Origin of the sequence: Providencia sp. wls1914 (genome assembly GCF_009706645.1) — a bacterium.
GTDB lineage: Bacteria > Pseudomonadota > Gammaproteobacteria > Enterobacterales > Enterobacteriaceae > Providencia > Providencia zhijiangensis.
In genome coordinates this window covers 1-18881 of the sequence record NZ_WLUN01000002.1, presented here as the reverse complement: position 1 = coordinate 18881, position 18881 = coordinate 1, and the positions used below count along the sequence as shown (strand labels likewise).

The 18881-nt window shown below is 43.9% G+C and carries 9 protein-coding genes, 2 rRNA genes and 2 pseudogenes; 3 read left to right on the top strand and 10 right to left on the bottom strand.

Translation table 11 applies throughout. From position 1 onward, the window contains the following. Nucleotides 1–9: 9 nt before the first annotated feature. Nucleotides 10–3744, bottom strand: a pseudogene (metH, locus tag GKR74_RS00070) (methionine synthase). Nucleotides 3745–4005: 261 nt separating this feature from the next. Here metH and iclR point away from each other — a divergent pair. Beyond that, a complete protein-coding gene (gene iclR, locus GKR74_RS00065; protein WP_036955435.1) occupies nucleotides 4006–4836 on the top strand; it encodes a glyoxylate bypass operon transcriptional repressor IclR in 831 nt (276 codons plus the stop codon). Between the two features lie 56 nt (nucleotides 4837–4892). On the opposite strand, the gene GKR74_RS00060 is transcribed toward iclR, so the two are convergent. The 3 genes from GKR74_RS00060 to GKR74_RS00050 form a co-directional block, all read right to left on the bottom strand. Beyond that, nucleotides 4893–5780 (bottom strand): N-acetylmuramoyl-L-alanine amidase, encoded by an 888-nt coding sequence (locus GKR74_RS00060; protein WP_154601992.1) that lies wholly within the window; start codon nucleotides 5778–5780, stop codon nucleotides 4893–4895. A 328-nt stretch (nucleotides 5781–6108) separates the two neighbouring features. Then, nucleotides 6109–6387, bottom strand: coding sequence for a helix-turn-helix domain-containing protein (locus tag GKR74_RS00055; RefSeq protein WP_154601991.1), 279 nt, complete (start codon nucleotides 6385–6387; stop codon nucleotides 6109–6111). 412 nt (nucleotides 6388–6799) lie between these two features. Beyond that, a complete protein-coding gene (locus GKR74_RS00050; protein WP_154601990.1) occupies nucleotides 6800–7594 on the bottom strand; it encodes an N-acetylmuramoyl-L-alanine amidase-like domain-containing protein in 795 nt (264 codons plus the stop codon). Between the two features lie 235 nt (nucleotides 7595–7829). Here GKR74_RS00050 and edd point away from each other — a divergent pair. Further along, nucleotides 7830–9671, top strand: a pseudogene (gene edd, locus GKR74_RS00045) (phosphogluconate dehydratase); the annotation flags it as partial. A gap of 50 nt (nucleotides 9672–9721) precedes the next feature. After that, entirely contained in the window at nucleotides 9722–10360 is a 639-nt protein-coding gene (locus GKR74_RS00040) for a bifunctional 4-hydroxy-2-oxoglutarate aldolase/2-dehydro-3-deoxy-phosphogluconate aldolase (protein WP_108479271.1), read from the top strand. Nucleotides 10361–10422: 62 nt separating this feature from the next. On the opposite strand, the gene aceK is transcribed toward GKR74_RS00040, so the two are convergent. The 6 genes from aceK to GKR74_RS00010 form a co-directional block, all read right to left on the bottom strand. Next, nucleotides 10423–12165: a bifunctional isocitrate dehydrogenase kinase/phosphatase gene (aceK, locus tag GKR74_RS00035; RefSeq protein ID WP_154601988.1), complete on the bottom strand. Its 1743-nt coding sequence runs from the start codon at nucleotides 12163–12165 to the stop codon at nucleotides 10423–10425. A 109-nt stretch (nucleotides 12166–12274) separates the two neighbouring features. Next, nucleotides 12275–13582, bottom strand: a complete 1308-nt coding sequence (aceA, locus tag GKR74_RS00030; protein WP_154601987.1) for an isocitrate lyase — start codon at nucleotides 13580–13582, stop codon at nucleotides 12275–12277. Nucleotides 13583–13650: 68 nt separating this feature from the next. Further along, entirely contained in the window at nucleotides 13651–15249 is a 1599-nt protein-coding gene (aceB, locus tag GKR74_RS00025; protein WP_154601986.1) for a malate synthase A, read from the bottom strand. Nucleotides 15250–15613: 364 nt separating this feature from the next. Beyond that, nucleotides 15614–16543 (bottom strand): homoserine O-acetyltransferase MetA, encoded by a 930-nt coding sequence (gene metA / locus GKR74_RS00020; protein WP_154601985.1) that lies wholly within the window; start codon nucleotides 16541–16543, stop codon nucleotides 15614–15616. 463 nt (nucleotides 16544–17006) lie between these two features. Continuing rightward, a 5S ribosomal RNA gene (gene rrf, locus GKR74_RS00015) occupies nucleotides 17007–17122 on the bottom strand. 141 nt (nucleotides 17123–17263) lie between these two features. Further along, nucleotides 17264–18881, bottom strand: a 23S ribosomal RNA gene (locus tag GKR74_RS00010); the annotation flags it as partial.

The window sequence follows — 18881 nt, the reverse complement described above, 5'->3', positions numbered from 1 at the left end:
ATAGATTTCCTACCTATAAGATGGAGGCGAATAACTGAAAAATCAATCTTCTGGATCAAATCAATCTTCTGGGTCATAGCCTAAGTTTGGCGCTAACCAGCGTTCTAATTCTGCGACAGTCATTCCTTTGCGTTTAGCATAATCTTCAATTTGATCTTTTTGCACTTGTGCCACCGCAAAGTATTTACTATCAGGGTGGCTAAAGTACCAACCCGACACCGAGGCTCCCGGCCACATAGCGTAAGAGCTGGTCAGTTTCATACCAATTTTGTCTTCCACATTCAGGAGTTGCCAGATTTTTTCCTTTTCGGTGTGTTCAGGACAAGCGGCATAACCCGGCGCAGGACGAATGCCTTGATAATTTTCACGGATCAACTCTTCGTTGCTCAGCGCTTCATCCTGTGCGTAGCCCCAATACTGGGTTCTGACTTGTTGATGCAAATATTCTGCAAAGGCTTCTGCTAAGCGATCAGCCAAGGCTTTCACCATGATTTTATTATAATCATCGTGGGCATTTTCATACTGCTCAGCCAAATCATCCTCTTCTAACCCGCCAGTAACCGCAAATGCACCGATATAGTCCGCTTTACCACTCTCTTTCGGCGCCACAAAATCGGATAAACAGTAGTTAGGAAAATCGGTTTTCAACGTTTGCTGGCGTAAATTCAGAGCAACCGCTTGGACTTCATCCCGAGCAGAGGAGCGATAGATTTCCACATCATCCACTACGCTGTTTGCAGGGAAAATGCCAAAAATCCCTTTTGGCGTCAGTAATTTTTGGCTATCCAGCGTATCGAGCATCGTATTGGCATCCGCCAACAATTTACGCGCCTCTTCCCCGACGACTTCATCTTCCAGAATTCGCGGATATTTGCCTGCCAATGACCATGTCATAAAGAATGGCGTCCAGTCGATATAGTCACGCAATGTTTTAATCGATGCCGTCACTTCTTGAACGCCTAGGAATTTAGGAACTGGCGGTTGGTACTGTTGCCAATCAATATTCACCCCATTAGCGCGAGCAGCTTCTAATGTGACGGGTGGGGTTCTTGGCTTTTTGCGCCCATGTTGCAGGCGAACCGTGTCATATTCACGACGCGTTCGGGCTACAAACTCGGCTTTTTGGGTTGCTGAAAGTAATGCGGCGACGACACCCACCGTACGGGATGCATTCTGCACATAGACCGTGGGCCCTGAATAGTTTTGCTCGATTTTTACGGCTGTATGAGCTTTCGAAGTGGTTGCGCCACCGATCAATAACGGTAAGGCAAACCCTTGTCGCTCCATCTCTTTTGCCACATGCACCATCTCATCCAATGACGGCGTAATCAGACCCGATAAACCGATAATATCGACGTTTTGTTCACGAGCGGTTTTCAGGATCGTTTCACATGGCACCATGACGCCTAAATCAATGATTTCATAGTTATTACACTGCAAAACGACGCCCACGATATTTTTGCCAATGTCGTGCACATCCCCTTTCACCGTCGCTAATAATACTTTACCTGCGCTGCTTCCTGATTGTTTGAGTTCTTGAATGTACGGCTCCAAGTACGCCACGGCTTGCTTCATCACGCGAGCGGATTTCACCACTTGGGGCAGGAACATTTTTCCTTCACCAAATAGGTCGCCCACCACATTCATGCCGTTCATTAACGGGCCTTCGATCACTTCGATAGGGCTTGATGCGCGTTGGCGGGTCTCTTCCGTATCTTGGATAATAAATTCCGTGATCCCTTTCACTAGCGAGTATTCCAGCCGTTTTTCCACTTCCCAACTACGCCATTCCGCTTGTTGAACTTGCTGCTCTTGTCCCCCTGTTCCACGGTATTTTTCAGCCAATTCCAGTAGCTTTTCAGTACCGTCTTCTCGGCGATTGAGGATCACATCTTCTACCGCGTTTTTGAGTTCAGCAGGAAGATCGTCATAAATGGCCAATTGTCCCGCATTGACGATCCCCATATCCATGCCATTGCGGATCGCGTGGTACAGGAAAACCGCGTGAATGGCTTCACGTACCGGATCATTGCCTCGGAATGAGAAAGAGACGTTTGATACCCCGCCGGAGATCAATGCATGGGGCAGTTGATCTTTAATATTCTTACAGACTTCAATAAAATCAACGGCATAGTTATTGTGTTCTTCAATCCCCGTAGCAACCGCAAAAATGTTCGGGTCAAAAATAATATCTTCAGGCGGGAAACCGACCGTTTCCGTCAATATTTGGTATGCACGGCGGCAAATTTCGATTTTACGCTCGCGGGTATCTGCTTGCCCCACTTCATCGAACGCCATGACCACCATTGCCGCACCATATTTACGGACTAATTTTGCGTGTTCAATAAAGGCATCAACTCCCTCTTTCATTGAGATGGAGTTGACGATCCCTTTGCCTTGGATGCATTTCAGGCCTTTTTCGATCACATCCCATTTTGAGGAATCGATCATAATAGGTACCCGTGCAATATCCGGCTCCCCCGCGATCAAATTCAGAAAACGCACCATCGCCGCGTGAGAATCTAGCATTCCCTCATCCATATTGATGTCGATGATCTGCGCGCCGTTTTCCACTTGTTGGCGAGCGATATCAAGGGCTTCTTGGTAATTTTCTTCTTTAATTAAACGCTTGAATTTTGCTGAGCCTGTGACGTTAGTACGCTCTCCCACGTTCACAAACAGAGACTGCGCACCAATATTCAGCGGCTCTAAACCGGATAAACGACATTCCACTGGCAATTTTGGCAACTGGCGAGGTTTAAGCCCCTCAACGGCTTGCGCCATTTTTTGGATATGAAGTGGTGTGGTACCACAGCATCCACCGACGATATTTAAAAAGCCAGCTTCCGCCCATTCGCGGATCTGCTGCGCCATATTTTGGGCATCAAGATCGTATTCACCGAATGCATTCGGTAATCCTGCATTGGGGTGGGCGCTAACATAGCACTCTGAAATACGAGATAATTCAGCGATATATTGACGAAGTTCGTCAGGCCCCAGTGCGCAGTTAAGCCCGAATGATAGCGGCTGAGAGTGACGCAATGAGTTATAAAATGCTTCCGTGGTTTGCCCCGATAAGGTGCGTCCCGAGGCATCAGTGATAGTCCCTGAGATCATCACTGGTAAATGGATCCCAAGGGCTTCAAATTCAGTTTCTACAGCAAAAATTGCCGCTTTTGCATTTAATGTGTCAAAGATAGTTTCGATCATGATCAGATCGACACCACCTTTAATCAGCGATCGTGTGGATTCGCGATACGCGTCCACCAGCAGATCAAACGTGACGTTGCGATAGGCCGGATCATTCACATCAGGGGAGATCGATGCCGTACGGTTTGTTGGTCCCAAGACCCCAGCCACATAACGCGGTTTTTCTGGGGTTTTACGTGTCCACTCATCGGCACATTCACGAGCAAGGCGAGCTGCGGTTTCATTGATTTGTGCAGAAAGGGCTTCCATTTTATAATCCGCCATCGCAATGGTGGTGGAGTTAAATGTATTGGTTTCAACAATATCCGCCCCTGCCGCAAAATATTGGCTATGGATATCGCGAATAATCTCAGGCTGGGTGAGCACAAGTAAGTCATTGTTGCCTTTCAAATCACTTGGCCAATCTGCAAAACGCGCGCCGCGAAACTGCTCTTCAGAGAGTTTATGGCGTTGGATCATCGTTCCCATCGCACCATCTAGGACGAGAATTCTATTTTTTAATTGTTGTTCTAATTGGTTTTTCTTGCTGGACACTGCACTGTCCTCCTGAAAATAATAATCCCTCGGCTTAATCGGCCCCATGCTGTGACTTCACACAGCTAAAACGTCAATGAATTGAAACTAAACTAAATTTGTATGAATCACATCCTACCATAACTTCAGAAGAGAAAATTCGTCGTTATGATGAGAGTTTTTCAGGTTGCCAAAGATCGACTTTTTGCTGATCCGATGAGTATTTTTGAATGAAATCATTCATAATAGAAACGAATATTCATTCCTGTCAGGAGACACTTGATGGCGGCTACACCCATTACTAAAAAAATAAAGAAGGCAAAAGGACCTGCGAGTGGCGCTACGGCTGCCGGACAAGTTCAATCCTTAAGCCGTGGACTGACGCTTTTGGAATACATTTCTGAATCAACCGGGGGGATCGCCCTCACCGATTTAGCCCTTCAAGCTGGTTTACCTAATTCCACAACTCACCGCTTATTAATGACCCTAGAGCAGCACGGTTTTGTGCGCCAGACAGGGGATCTTGGGCTGTGGGTCATCGCTTCTCATGCCTTTATCATCGGCAGTAGCTTCCTTGAAAGTCGTAATTTATTAGCCCTTGTCCATCCGATATTACGCCGTTTGATGGAAGAATCTGGCGAAACCGTTAATTTAGCGATTTTAGATCACACGGAATATGACGCTGTGATTGTTGACCAAGTACAATGTAATGCACTAATGCGCATGTCTGCTCCGATTGGCGGGAAACTGCCATTACATGCATCGGGTGCAGGAAAGGCGTTTATTGCCAATTTGCCTGAAGAACAGCTAATTCCATTACTTGGCAAAAAAGGCTTACATGCCTATACACCGCATACATTAACTAACCCATCCGCATTGAAAGAAAATCTGCAACAAGCTAAAAAACAAGGGTTTTCTTATGATGATGAAGAACATGCGCTGGGGTTAAGATGTATTGGCGCCTGTATTTATGATGAGCATAAAGAGGCATTTGCTGCGATCTCAATTTCTGGGCCACTTTCACGGATCACCGATGATCGGGTAACTGAGTTGGGAGCGATGGTGATCAAAGCCGCTAAAGAAATCAGCCATGAATATGGCGCTAATCGCTAGCAAGTAAAAGTGCGGGATCTCCCCGCACTTCTTCAATTAATCATGTTACTGACGGGTTAATCACCCTGTTGACCGGATACGCTTTCCGATTTATTCGATTTCAAAGATTGTTTGAATTTCGGCATATTGCGATATTTTTCAATCAAGGCTAAAGCGATAGCTTCCGTTTCCGCATCTGCCCGCCCATCAATATCCCGTGGACGATAATGCATTTGGAATGCACGCAGCGTCTGCTTCGTTTCTTTATCTAATTTTCCTGTCAGTGGGATCCCCACATAGCCATAAAACTTCAATGCTTTTTGTAGATTTAATACACTGACAGGTGCATTAATTTGTCGCCCAGCTAAATACTTATTGACGGTTTGAGGGTCAGGCCAAGCACCAATCCCGTGCAGCGCTAATGATTGCCACGGAAATGCACGTCCCGGATCTTGCTTACGCAGTGGTGCGATATCACTATGACCAATGACATTTTCAGGCGGAATGTCATAACGTTGCATGATGTCTTTCAATAGCGGGATCAACGCATCTATCTGTGAGTCATTAAAAGGCGGCCAGATATCTTGACCATTTTTTCTCACCAAACCTTCATTAACGATTTCAATACCAATCGAGCTATCATTAAGTCCATGATGATATTGCCAGCGGCTATCCCCTGCGTGCCACGCTTTCAAACGCTCAGGAACGAGTTGTAAAATAACAGGCTGACCATTTTTTTGTGCAGGTTGACTAGGAATGAGGTAGTGGGAACTCACCTTTCCTTTCGTTAATATTTTAATTGAGTGGGCATCATCAGAAACAGTGTAATGCAGAACAATAAATTGAATACGCTCACTGGTATTCTGTGACGGGTAACTCTGATCGAGATAGTAACCCGTTTTTGAAGGTGTCGTTGAACAACCGACAAGTAGGAATATGACAAATATCCATATTGCCCTAGCCATTTAAAACTGCCCTTTTTCCATGTTGAATTGTCGCACATTTAAGCACACCGCCCTCGATAAAACCATGAGAACTTTTCGTAAAGAATCGTCTTAAATATGAGCAAATATAAAAAAAAGAGTAAATTAAATGAATCAAAAAAAGCAGAATATGAATAATTTTATAAAAAAAGCTAATCGAATTTAATCGTTATCTGCTTTTATCATTTAAAAGCAGAATCATCAGATTCATGAAATTTAATTATTACATTGAAGATAGCATTAATAATTAAAATCATTTAATCATTATAATTTTTTTAACCTATAAAACTTTAAGGGAAGTGAAAATAAATTAAAAACTCGCTAGTGCCACCTCACTAGAATTATCTTTCTCTTTCTCAAATTGACGTGCAATCATAGTGGTAATTTCATGAATATCAATTTCAAGTAAAATAGCAATCTCGATTAATTTATCTAAACTCAGCTTATTCACACCCAGTTCATATCGAGATACCTGCTGCTGGCTAAGTTGAATAATAGCTGCTAACTCCTGACCTGATAACCCTTTACGTACTCTAGCTTTACGAAGATGATTGCCAAGTAAAGCATAAATATTTTGTTTTTCTGACATGTACATGCTCACCTCAATATAAAGAATCTAATCAAACACTAACGGGCATTATAAAAACAATCTATTTTTTTTAAAATAGATAAAAACAATCGAATTAACTATTATTGATAGGAATTTAAGGTGTCATTATGATTTTAATTTTTAACCTTTACTATTCTTAGTTGTAATCCATTGCTTTATAAAAATATTTTTTAATGTCACTCGTTGTTTTAACCTTGTGAAACTATTATTAAAACACCTCTAATTTAATAATGTTTTACAATTTAAATAGTTATGGAAATAATTGGTAACTAAAAATCACTTGTACTTACGTTTTAATTTTATTTTAAAAATTGAAATTTATTTAAAATAATGTCATACGTAATCAGCATTAAAAAATAAGTAATTAGCGGGCTTAACTTTCAAGCCAACTTTATCTAAATACCATAATTCCACTTTTTCCTTGAAGATAAGAAAATAGTTCGACATCCATTACCCGTAAATTTTTTCGTTGCGAAGAAGCATGGCGAAATATCACTTTTTCGCCATCTCTAATAACAATACCCACATGGGTGACATCCAATCCTGATGCAGGGGAATAAATACCAATGTAATCCCCTGTTTTTAACTGCTTCAGTAATTTTCTATCAATAAATCGAGTTGGGATATAACCAATCACTCTTGGTGTTATTTTAACCGTAGCAATAATAGGATCACCGTTACTTTTTTTATTAAGTTGTTTATTAACAAAAATAGTGTGGGGGCTCAATTGAGCTGTTATATCAGAGACCACTTTATGATCCCCTTCTGCCCAATCCGAAAAGAAATGACGACGTTGATTAAATGCGACTTTTGCATCGACATAGCGTACTTTCTCTAAATATGAGGCAAATTGTTCAGCATCATCCGCATATTTAAAGGCTTCGCTATACTCAATGAATGTCATGCAATCAACGGCTTTTAAGTCAATGATTAACCGTTCCGTTGAGAATGCATCCATATTTAAAGTACGATTATTGTAGGGAGTACCCAACAAAGTGGCGGTTGCATTCGCCATTTTTTGCTCAGCATAACTACCTTGACTAGCTGAAATCGCCTTCTCTAATACGGCGTAAGATCCTGTGGTTAAAACCACTTCAGGCACTTCTGTCGCTTGAACGCTGCTTGAGCACAACCAAAAAACACCTAACAGCCACCCAAGCGAATTCCGTTTTTTCAACCCAGCCATATTTCCCTACTTGATTTTTATCTCAATGCCATTGACCAACTCATTATAGTTATTATTTATCATTCTGTTAGGCTGAAATGGTCACGATTACTCCCAAATTACTCCCCGATCCTCTTCTTGATTCAGATCACAGATATGTCGAAATCTTCATTTTGATCATTGCAACAATTGTTTTTTCATTGAACAATGTTACCGGTAACATAAAGAGTACTGTTTGTATAATGGAGCCATTATCATGAGCAAAAATATTTCTGACGTCACACCTTCAACGAAGGTCAATGACCATATTTTACAGATCACCCAACGTATCATCGCGCGCTCGAAAGAGAGTCGAAAAGCGTATCTCGAAAAAATTGAACAGGCTCGTAGCAGTACTGTACATCGCGCTGAATTAGCGTGTGGGAATCTGGCTCATGGTTTTGCTGCCTGCCAAAGTGAAGAAAAAAGTATTCTCAAAAGCATGACTCGTTCCGATATCGCTATCATTAACTCCTATAACGACATGCTTTCCGCTCATCGCCCCTATGACCGCTACCCTGACCAATTGAAACAAGCTCTACTGGAAAATGGTGCGATTGGGCAAGTAGCTGCGGGTGTTCCTGCCATGTGCGATGGTGTTACCCAAGGGCAAGATGGTATGGAACTCTCATTACTGAGCCGCGATGTTATCGCGATGTCCACTGCCATCGGACTTTCCCACAATATGTTCGATGGCGCGCTCTATTTAGGGATCTGCGATAAAATTGTTCCGGGGCTGATGATGGGCGCGCTCTCTTTTGGGCACCTACCCGCAGTTTTTGTCCCTGCAGGCCCCATGAGCACTGGCTTACCCAACAAAGAAAAAGTGAGAATTCGTCAGCTATACGTTGAAGGGAAAGTTGACCGTAATGCATTACTTGATGCTGAAGCCGCGTCCTATCACAGCATTGGTACCTGCACATTTTACGGTACCGCAAACTCTAACCAAATGGTGATGGAAGTGATGGGGTTACACTTACCTGGCTCTTCCTTTGTTCCACCAGATTCCCCATTACGTGATGAACTCACTCGTGCTGCGGCTCGCCAAATTACACGCCTTACTGAGCAATCAGGAAATTATTTACCGATTGGTAAACTGGTTGATGAAAAAGTGATTGTAAATGGTATTGTGGCGCTTCTGGCAACAGGGGGATCCACCAATCTCACCATGCATCTGGTGGCGATTGCACGCGCCGCCGGCATTATTATCAATTGGGATGATTTCTCTGATCTTTCTGCTGTCGTTCCTCTGATTTGCCGAATTTATCCAAATGGCCAAGCTGATATTAACCAATTCCAAGCGGCCGGTGGCGTTCAGTTGTTGATCCGCCAGCTCCTTGCTAAAGGTTTACTCCATGATGACGTTCACACCGTCGCCGGGTTTGGGTTATCACGTTATACCCTCGAACCTTGGTTGGACAACGGTCAGTTATCTTGGCGCGAAGGGGCAAAAAATTCTTATGATCTTGAAGTGATTGCTGATATTGATCATCCTTTCTCCCATCACGGTGGGACTAAACTACTGTCTGGGAACCTTGGTCGCGCTGTGATGAAAACGTCAGCCGTTCCCGTTGAAAACCAAGTGATTGAAGCCCCAGCCATCGTGTTCAATAATCAAAATGATATTGCACCGCGTTTTGAAGCAGGCGAATTAGACAGAGACTGCGTCATTGTGGTTCGTTTCCAAGGACCATCTGCGAATGGCATGCCTGAATTACATAAATTAATGCCGCCACTCGGGGTATTATTGGACAAAGGCTATAAAGTGGCATTAGTCACTGACGGGCGATTGTCGGGAGCATCGGGCAAAGTACCTTCTGCTATTCATGTCACCCCAGAAGCTTACAATGGCGGCTTACTCGCCAAAGTCCAAGACGGTGATTTAATTCGCGTTAATGCATTGACGGGAGAAATTGAGCTTCTCGTCGACGAACAAATTTTATCCGCTCGTCAACCTTATCAAGCCGACCTGAGTGCAGAACGAGTGGGTTGTGGTCGAGAGCTGTTTGGTGCATTAAGACAACATTTATCCGGCGCCGAAGAAGGTGCTTGTAGTATTAATGACTGACTGTATTAATTTTTAATTTATACCGCTTAATAGGATTTATTATGAATAATTGGAAAATGACTGCTGAAGATGTTCTAAAACAAGGTCCTGTTGTTCCTGTCATTGTGATCAAAAAACTCGAGCAAGCCGTTCCTTTAGCAAAAGCCTTACTCAAAGGCGGTATCAAAGTATTGGAAGTCACGTTAAGAACGGAATGCGCCATCGAAGCCATCCGACTTATTGCTGAAGAAGTCCCTGAAGCGATTGTAGGTGCCGGTACCGTTATCAATGCAAAACAGCTGGCTGAAGTGACCCAAGCGGGTGCGCAATTTGCTATCAGCCCAGGTTTAACGGACGAATTATTAGCGGCGGCAAATCAAGGCAGCATTCCATTAATTCCCGGAATTTCCACCGTATCTGAATTAATGGCGGGCATGAACTACGGACTTAAAGAATTCAAATTCTTCCCAGCCGAAGCCAATGGTGGCGTGAAAGCGCTCAAAGCGATTGCAGGGCCTTTCTCCCAAGTTCGCTTCTGCCCAACAGGCGGGATCTCCCTCGCAAATTACCGTGATTATCTCGCTCTAGACAGCGTGCTGTGTATTGGTGGCTCATGGTTAGTACCAGAAGATGCTCTGGAAAATGGCAACTACGATAAAATCACCGAATTAGCACAGCAAGCGGTGCAAGGCGCGCTGTAATTGCTAAGTTATGATGTGAGTGGTTGAGTTATAAAGTGGGTCATTGACCCACTTTCAATCAACTAAGCCGCAGAGATAGCGTGAAGAAATCGACGGCAAAAGCGCTGATCTTCCGAGTAAGCAAACACATCTTCTACATACCCATCCAAAATACGTTTTTGCAGTTTTTGCCAATAATCTGCGTTAAATAAATCTTGATGATGCAGCTGTAAATAATCTCTAACTTTCGGATCTTGGCATAAGAATTGAGCAAATTCTTCGGGGAAAACATCTTGCTCCCGTACGCTGTACCAAGGTTCACCAGAGAGCTCTTGCTCAGGGTAAAGTGGCTCAGGAATATGACGGAAATTCACCTCGGTCATATAGCAAATTTCATCATAATCATAAAATACCACCCGACCATGGCGCGTTACTCCAAAGTTTTTAAATAGCATATCCCCTGGGAAAATATTGGCGGCAGCCAGCTGTTTGATGGCGCAGCCATATTCTTCTATTGCGTGATAAAGCTGCTCATCCGACGCTTCATCCATAAAAATATTCAGCGGGATCATCTTACGTTCCATATAGAGATGACGAATTAATATTTTATCCCCCAAATCTTCAACCTGAGACGGCGCCTCCGTTAGTAACTCGCTCATTAGCCCATCACTGACAAAACGCTTTTCAATAATAAAGTTTTCAAACTCTTGAGTATCTGCCATGCGTCCCACTCGGTCGTGCTCTTTGACCATTTGATAGCACTCAAGCACTCGAGCTTTAGTCACTTCTTTTTGTGGCGCAAATTTATCTTTAATAATCTTAAATACCCGATCAAATGATGGTGCCGTAAACACCAACATCACCATCCCTTTCACGCCGGGGGCGAGGGTAAATTGTTCTCGTGAAAAATTTAAATACGCCAAATATTCTCGGTAATATTCTGTTTTACCGTGCTTTTGGCAACCAATCGCCATATACAACTCAGCGATTGATTTACTGGGTAAAATTTCACGTAACCAGAAAACTAGCCCAGCCGGAAACGGTGCATACACCATAAAATAGGAACGAGCGAAGCCAAACACTATACTCGCGTCATCAAACCCAGTTAAACACGCGTCTACATACATTTTACCGTCTTCATCATGGTGAATAGGCAATAGGAATGGGTAAACTTGGTGATTGATATATAGCTTCCCAACTAACCATGCGGCTTTATTCCGATAAAACAGCTCATTCGCCACATGCAATTGAGCACCCTGTTCAACAATCTCTGGGAAGCGCTGCCTTAGCGTTTCTACAATGCAATCAATATCAAAGGCTAAATTTCGCCACGTTAAGCGAATGGGCAACCCGCTTAAGATCCCATTAAATACCATTTCCATGTTCCCATTGAGCTTATATTCGCGAGCTAATGGTCTTGGTAAGGTGCAAAAGCGTCGTGCAGGTTGTGAAGTAAAGATAAACAGATTTTCTTGGGTCAGCTCTCGATGTTGAAACAGCCGGCAATATACTGAATTAAAAAAACTTTCAGCAATTTCAAAACGCGGGTAATCCGGTAGCAATGTCGCATAGACCTGTTTGATCCTTGCCAAATTATAAGGACTGAGCGATTGCACTAGCCCCATACACTGCAGCTGAGCAACGACAAGCCCCACGTGGTGATCATACAGTTTGATCCTTTGCTTCATCGCGTGTTGAACCGCATGCCAATCCCCGCGTTCAAAGCGTTCTTGAGCGCCCGAGGTGATTTCAAGAAATCGCCCATATTGCGCATCAAAGCCCTGCAAAATGGTTTGAGCGATGATCTGTTCAGTTTCGAGGGTCATCTTCACTCTCCCAATAAAAAAACAGGCACTTACGTGCCTGAAAAGTCAAAAGATACACTTATGTCAACACACATACACCGAGCAATAGGAACCGTAAATTTCTCCCCGATTAGAATTGCTCTTCTTCGGTCGAACCCGTTAATGCCGTAACTGAAGAACTCCCCCCTTGAATCACCGTCGTCACCTTATCAAAATAGCCAGTTCCCACTTCTTGCTGATGAGAAGAGAAGGTATAGCCTTTATTGATAGCGGCAAATTCACATTCCTGAACTTTATCAACATAGTGTTTCATTCCTTCGCCTTGTGCGTAAGCGTGAGCAAGGTCGAACATGTTGAACCACATGCTGTGAATTCCTGCCAAGGTAATAAACTGGAAGCGATAGCCCATGTCTGACAACTCTTGTTGGAAACGAGCAATGGTGCTGTCGTCCAAATTTTTCTTCCAGTTAAATGAAGGTGAACAGTTATAAGCTAATAATTTACCTGGGAATTTAGCGTGAATTGCCTCAGCAAATTGACGCGCAGCTTCCAGATCTGGCTTGGAGGTTTCACACCAGACTAAATCAGCATAAGGGGCATAGGCTAAGCCTCGGCTAATCGCTTGCTCTATCCCTGCCGTGGTACGGAAGAAACCTTCGGCCGTACGCTCACCCGTGATAAATGGCTCATCATAAGGGTCACAATCTGATGTTAATAAATCAGCAGCGTCCGCATCCGTTCTAGCAATTAAGATAGTAGGAACACCTGAAACATCCGCCGCTAAGCGTGCTGCAACTAATTTTTGGACTGCTTCTTGGGTTGGAACTAAAACTTTCCCACCCATATGGCCACATTTTTTCACCGCCGCCAATTGATCCTCAAAGTGTACCGCCGCTGCACCCGCTTCAATCATGTGCTTCATCAGCTCAAACGCATTCAGTACCCCACCAAAGCCAGCTTCCGCATCCGCAACGATAGGTAAAAAGAAATCGATGTATTCTTTATTATCGGGGCCAATGCCATTCGCCCACTGAATTTGATCCGCGCGACGGAATGTATTGTTGATCCGCTGAACCACGTTCGGCACTGAGTCCACAGGGTAGAGTGATTGGTCTGGATACATGCTGGATGCTGAGTTCGCATCTGCCGCTACCTGCCAACCAGAAAGATAAACAGCTTCAATTCCCGCTTTTGCTTGTTGCAATGCTTGCCCGCCCGTTAATGCACCTAATGCATTTACATAGCCTTTCTTCGCGCCGCCATTCAGCTGTGCCCAAAAGCGTTCAGCTCCTTTACGAGCTAATGTATGCTCAGGATTGACCGAGCCGCGTAATTTGATCACTTCTTCGGCTGCATAAGGGCGAGTAATGCCTTTCCAGCGTGGTTTTTTCCACTCATTTTCCAATTGAGCAATCTGTTCTAAGCGCGATGTTGTCATGATTTACGTCCTTTCTTGTTATCTATCTTTGTAGGGTAATTGGGTGCTATCTGCATTCGTTAACTTGGCTAATCAAGTAATTGGTAGCCCGGTATCGTTAAGAACTCGATCAATTCATCTTGGGTTGTGATTCGGCGCATCAGCTCACTCGCTTCTTTGAATCGCCCACTTTGAAAACGATGATCACCAAGCTCTTTTTGGATGACTTGCAACTCTTCATCCAGCATCTCTTCAAATAACGCTTTCGTGACTTTCATACCGTTCGATAATGATTTTCCATGACGGATCCACTGCCAGATTGATGTCCGCGAAATTTCAGCGGTCGCCGCATCCTCCATCAAACCATAGATAGGCACGCAGCCATTTCCTGAAATCCATGCTTCAATGTATTGCACCGCCACGCGAATATTGGCGCGCATACCCGCTTCGGTTCTTTCGCCCTCACAAGGTTTTAGTAACTGTTGCGCGGTGATTTCAGCATCATTTTCACGTCGGATATTCAGCTGGTTTTTTCGCTCGCCTAATGCTTCGTTGAAAACCGCCATGACGGTATCAGCCAAACCTGGGTGTGCAATCCATGAACCATCATGGCCATTACGCGCTTCCAGTTCTTTATCCGCTTTAACTTTGGCAAGAATCGCTTGGTTTTCCTGTGCATCTTTACTTGGAATAAAGGCGGACATTCCCCCCATCGCGAATGCTCCGCGACGATGACAGGTTTTGATCAGCAGACGTGAATAGGCGCTTAAAAATTCCTGTGTCATAGTGACCGATTGTCTATCCGGTAAAACGCGGTCCGCATGCTCTTTCAATGTTTTGATGTAGCTGAAAATGTAGTCCCAACGCCCACAGTTAAGCCCAACAATGTGGTGGCGCATGTGGTACAAAATTTCATCCATCTGGAAAACCGCAGGGAGTGTTTCAATTAACACTGTGGCTTTGATAGTCCCGCGTGGTAAGCCTACATAATCTTCTGCGGCGCTAAACACATCGCTCCACCATTGAGCCTCCTGCCAAGATTCCAGCTTCGGAATATAGAAATAAGGGCCACTTCCCTTCGCCAGTAATGCCTGATAGTTATTGAAAAAGTAGAGTGCGAAATCAAACAGCCCACCGGGTATCGGTTGGTTATCAACAAGCACATGTTTTTCATCTAAATGCAGTCCACGCACTCGGGCGATCAACACAGCGGGATTAGATTTCAGCTGATAAACTTTGCCATTTTCATTGGTGTAAGATATTTCGCCGGTGATCGCATCGCGTAAGTTGATTTGCCCATCAATCAACCTTTCCCATGATGGCGATAAAGAGTCCTCAAAATCAGCCATAAATACTTTTACGTTAGCATTCAATGCGTTGATCACCATTTTCCGATCAACTGGCCCAGTAATTTCTATACGACGATCTTGTAAATCGTCAGGAATATTTTGAATCTTCCAATCTGCATTTTTAATGGAATTAGATTCCATAATAAAATCAGGTAAACTTCCTGCATCAATCCCTTTTTGGCGATGCACTCTATCTTTGAGTAGCTGCTCTCTTCTTGGCAAGAAACCTTCAACGAGATAAGAGAGAAAGCCAATAGAATCAGCATTTAATATCTGTTTTGCTTGCTGAGAAAATGCTTTCTTGAAGGTTAAATCTGAAATAGATAACTGCTGATCCATTGTTTTTTCCTCACTCATGGCTGGCTATGAATTAAGAGTAAACTCAAAAAATAAATAAATCAAAAACGGTTTCCATTTTAATTTAAATTAATTTTATCTATTTGATCTAAAAAGAGATATTTACTATTTTTATTTTGCTTTTAATTTCTATTACAAAAAACAAAGTGTTAAATATTAGTTAAATCATAGGGTTGTGTATTGGTGGGATTTTTTTTGTTAAAAATAAAAAATGAACAAATAGGCAAAAAATGGTTATTTATTCATCTAAATAAAGAAGGAAATCTTGATTTAAAGGCCAAATAATTTTGATTATTCAGCCTTATATTCTGAGATATGACCAGTTAACTGGCATTAAGTGAGTTTTTTAATCTAAAGTCGGTTCCATGTGAGTAAGATCAAATGGTGTGATCTGATACACATAATAATTGAGCCAATTGGAGAATAACAAGTGGCCATGACTACGCCAACGAACTTCCGGTGAATTATTCGGATCATCATTTTTGAAATAATTACACGGCAGTTCAGGTGTAATCCCCGCATCCACATCACGCCAATATTCTTGGGATAATGTCTCTGCATCGTACTCAGGATGTCCCGTGACAAATGCCAAACGCTTATCTTTTGATGCAAATAAGTACGCTCCTGCTTCCGGTGAACTGGCTAAAATATCAAGGTCTGTGTTCTCACGAATATAGTCTTCAGGGAAATCGGCATAACGGGAGTGCGGCGCATAAAAAGAAGCATCAAATCCTCGAGTTAATAACGCGTAAGGCTCTAATGTTTCGTGTGAATATACCCCAGAAAGTTTCTCTTTACGGGTTAATTTAGGTAAATCATACAATACGTTAAGCGCAGCTTGAACAGCCCAGCAAACAAACAATGTTGAAGTTACATGCTCTTTTGCCCATGCAATCACGCGCTCTATTTGTTCCCAATAACACACGTCAGCAAATTCAACTAAGCCGAGCGGAGCACCTGTGACAATTAATCCATCAAAATTTTGGTGTTTAATATCTTCAAAGTCACAGTAAAAATTGTTCAAATGTTCCGTTGGTGTATTCTTAGATTCTCGCTGATCAATGCGTAGAAGCTGGATGTCGACTTGCAATGGCGTGTTTGATAGCAACCGTAAAAATTGGTTTTCAGTCTCAATTTTTTTAGGCATTAAGTTCAGTATCAGTACTTTCAAGGGACGGATCTCCTGAAGGCTTGCTCTCGTCGTGGTCATGACAAAAACATTTTCTTCACGCAAGAAATTAACTGCTGGTAGCTCATCAGGCAGGCGAATTGGCATGGTTCATCCCCTTAAATATACTTTATACGTTTAGACTTCTAGAATGCTAAACAATCTAACCAATGTAACTCTACTTGTCGAGCGTTTCAAAGCAAGTTGAATTAATTTCAAGCGATGGTCAGTGTTATAGGAATATTGAGAGTCTAGCAAACTGATAACTCAATGATATCCAGACTTTTTATTACAGCTTAATAGCTAAAATGGCTTAGACTTTTTTGATCTGAAATAGAGAGGATTTTAAGACTTATTGTTTCTTGAATAATGATTTTCGGGTGGTAGGTTTTGCATAGTCGCCTTTAAATGCAGGTAGTCAGAGAGTAAGCATAACGGAATTTGTAAGATCTGAAGGTGTCTGTTTCGATAATAGCGCCTCAGAGGGTGACAATCTGACCTTTTATCGCCTATTTTTCATGCCCTAAACGCAAAAAAGCCACCCAATGGGTGGCTTCTCGGCTAATTTAATGTCTGGCAGTTCCCTACTCTCACATGGGGAGACCCCACACTACCATCGGCGCTACGGCGTTTCACTACTGAGTTCGGCATGGGGTCAGGTGGGACCACCGCGCTATTGCCGCCAGACAAATTCTGTTTATTCCCGTTTAGCCTTTAATCCACTAAACCAGAATATCAATCCTGAACAAGCTGTTGTGTCCACCTCTCGGCTTCCCACTTCATTGAATCAACTTCATCTCTCAATCTCGAAAACACCTTCGGTGTTGTCAGGTTAAGCCTCACGGTTCATTAGTATTGGTTAGCTCAACGTATCGCTACGCTTACACACCCAACCTATCAACGTCTTAGTCTTAAACGTTCCTTTAGGACCCTTAAAGAGTCAGGGAAGACTCATCTCAAGGCAAGTTTCCCGCTTAGATGCTTTCAGCGGTTATCTCTTCCGCACTTAGCTACCGGGCAATGCCATTGGCATGACAACCCGAACACCAGTGGTGCGTCCACTCCGGTCCTCTCGTACTAGGAGCAGCCCCTTTCAATCTTCCAACGCCCACGGCAGATAGGGACCGAACTGTCTCACGACGTTCTAAACCCAGCTCGCGTACCACTTTAAACGGCGAACAGCCGTACCCTTGGGACCTACTTCAGCCCCAGGATGTGATGAGCCGACATCGAGGTGCCAAACACCGCCGTCGATATGAACTCTTGGGCGGTATCAGCCTGTTATCCCCGGAGTACCTTTTATCCGTTGAGCGATGGCCCTTCCATACAGAACCACCGGATCACTAAGACCTACTTTCGTACCTGCTCGAGCCGTCACTCTCGCAGTCAAGCTGGCTTATGCCTTTGCACTAACCGCATGATGTCCGACCATGCTTAGCCAACCTTCGTGCTCCTCCGTTACTCTTTGGGAGGAGACCGCCCCAGTCAAACTACCCACCAGACACTGTCCGCACCCCAGATAATGGGGCTACGTTAGAACATCAAACATTAAAGGGTGGTATTTCAAGGTTGGCTCCACGCAGACTGGCGTCCACGCTTCAAAGCCTCCCACCTATCCTACACATCAAGGCTCAATGTTCAGTGTCAAGCTATAGTAAAGGTTCACGGGGTCTTTCCGTCTTGCCGCGGGTACACTGCATCTTCACAGCGAGTTCAATTTCACTGAGTCTCGGGTGGAGACAGCCTGGCCATCATTACGCCATTCGTGCAGGTCGGAACTTACCCGACAAGGAATTTCGCTACCTTAGGACCGTTATAGTTACGGCCGCCGTTTACTGGGGCTTCGATCAAGAGCTTCTCCTTACGGATAACCCCATCAATTAACCTTCCAGCACCGGGCAGGCGTCACACCGTATACGTCCACTTTCGTGTTTGCACAGTGCTGTGTTTTTAATAAACAGTTGCAGCCAGCTGGTATCTGCGACTGGCTTCAGCTCCATGGGTAAACCACTTCACCTAATGCCAGCGTGCCTTCTCCCGAAGTTACGGCACCATTTTGCCTAGTTCCTTCACCCGAGTTCTCTCAAGCGCCTGAGTATTCTCTACCTGACCACCTGTGTCGGTTTGGGGTACGATTAATGATAATCTAGAGCTTAGAGGCTTTTCCTGGAAGCGGGGTATAAGCTACTTCGCCACCGTAGTGACTCGTCATCAGACCTCAGCATATAGTGAACCGGATTTGCCTAATTCACCTGCCTACATCCTTAAACCGGGACAACCGTCGCCCGGCCAGCCTAACCTTCTCCGTCCCCCCATCGCAATTATCACCAGTACGGGAATATTAACCCGTTTCCCATCGACTACGCATTTCTGCCTCGCCTTAGGGGTCGACTCACCCTGCCCCGATTAACGTTGGACAGGAACCCTTGGTCTTCCGGCGTGCGGG

Bases quoted from the DNA above. Each gene is read 5' to 3' on its own strand.
- iclR (WP_036955435.1), top strand. From the start codon at position 4,006: ATGGCGGCTACACCCATTACTAAAAAAATAAAGAAGGCAAAAGGACCT.
- GKR74_RS00060 (WP_154601992.1), bottom strand. From the start codon at position 5,780: ATGGCTAGGGCAATATGGATATTTGTCATATTCCTACTTGTCGGTTGT.
- GKR74_RS00055 (WP_154601991.1), bottom strand. From the start codon at position 6,387: ATGTCAGAAAAACAAAATATTTATGCTTTACTTGGCAATCATCTTCGT.
- GKR74_RS00050 (WP_154601990.1), bottom strand. From the start codon at position 7,594: ATGGCTGGGTTGAAAAAACGGAATTCGCTTGGGTGGCTGTTAGGTGTT.
- GKR74_RS00040 (WP_108479271.1), top strand. From the start codon at position 9,722: ATGAATAATTGGAAAATGACTGCTGAAGATGTTCTAAAACAAGGTCCT.
- aceK (WP_154601988.1), bottom strand. From the start codon at position 12,165: ATGACCCTCGAAACTGAACAGATCATCGCTCAAACCATTTTGCAGGGC.
- aceA (WP_154601987.1), bottom strand. From the start codon at position 13,582: ATGACAACATCGCGCTTAGAACAGATTGCTCAATTGGAAAATGAGTGG.
- aceB (WP_154601986.1), bottom strand. From the start codon at position 15,249: ATGGATCAGCAGTTATCTATTTCAGATTTAACCTTCAAGAAAGCATTT.
- metA (WP_154601985.1), bottom strand. From the start codon at position 16,543: ATGCCAATTCGCCTGCCTGATGAGCTACCAGCAGTTAATTTCTTGCGT.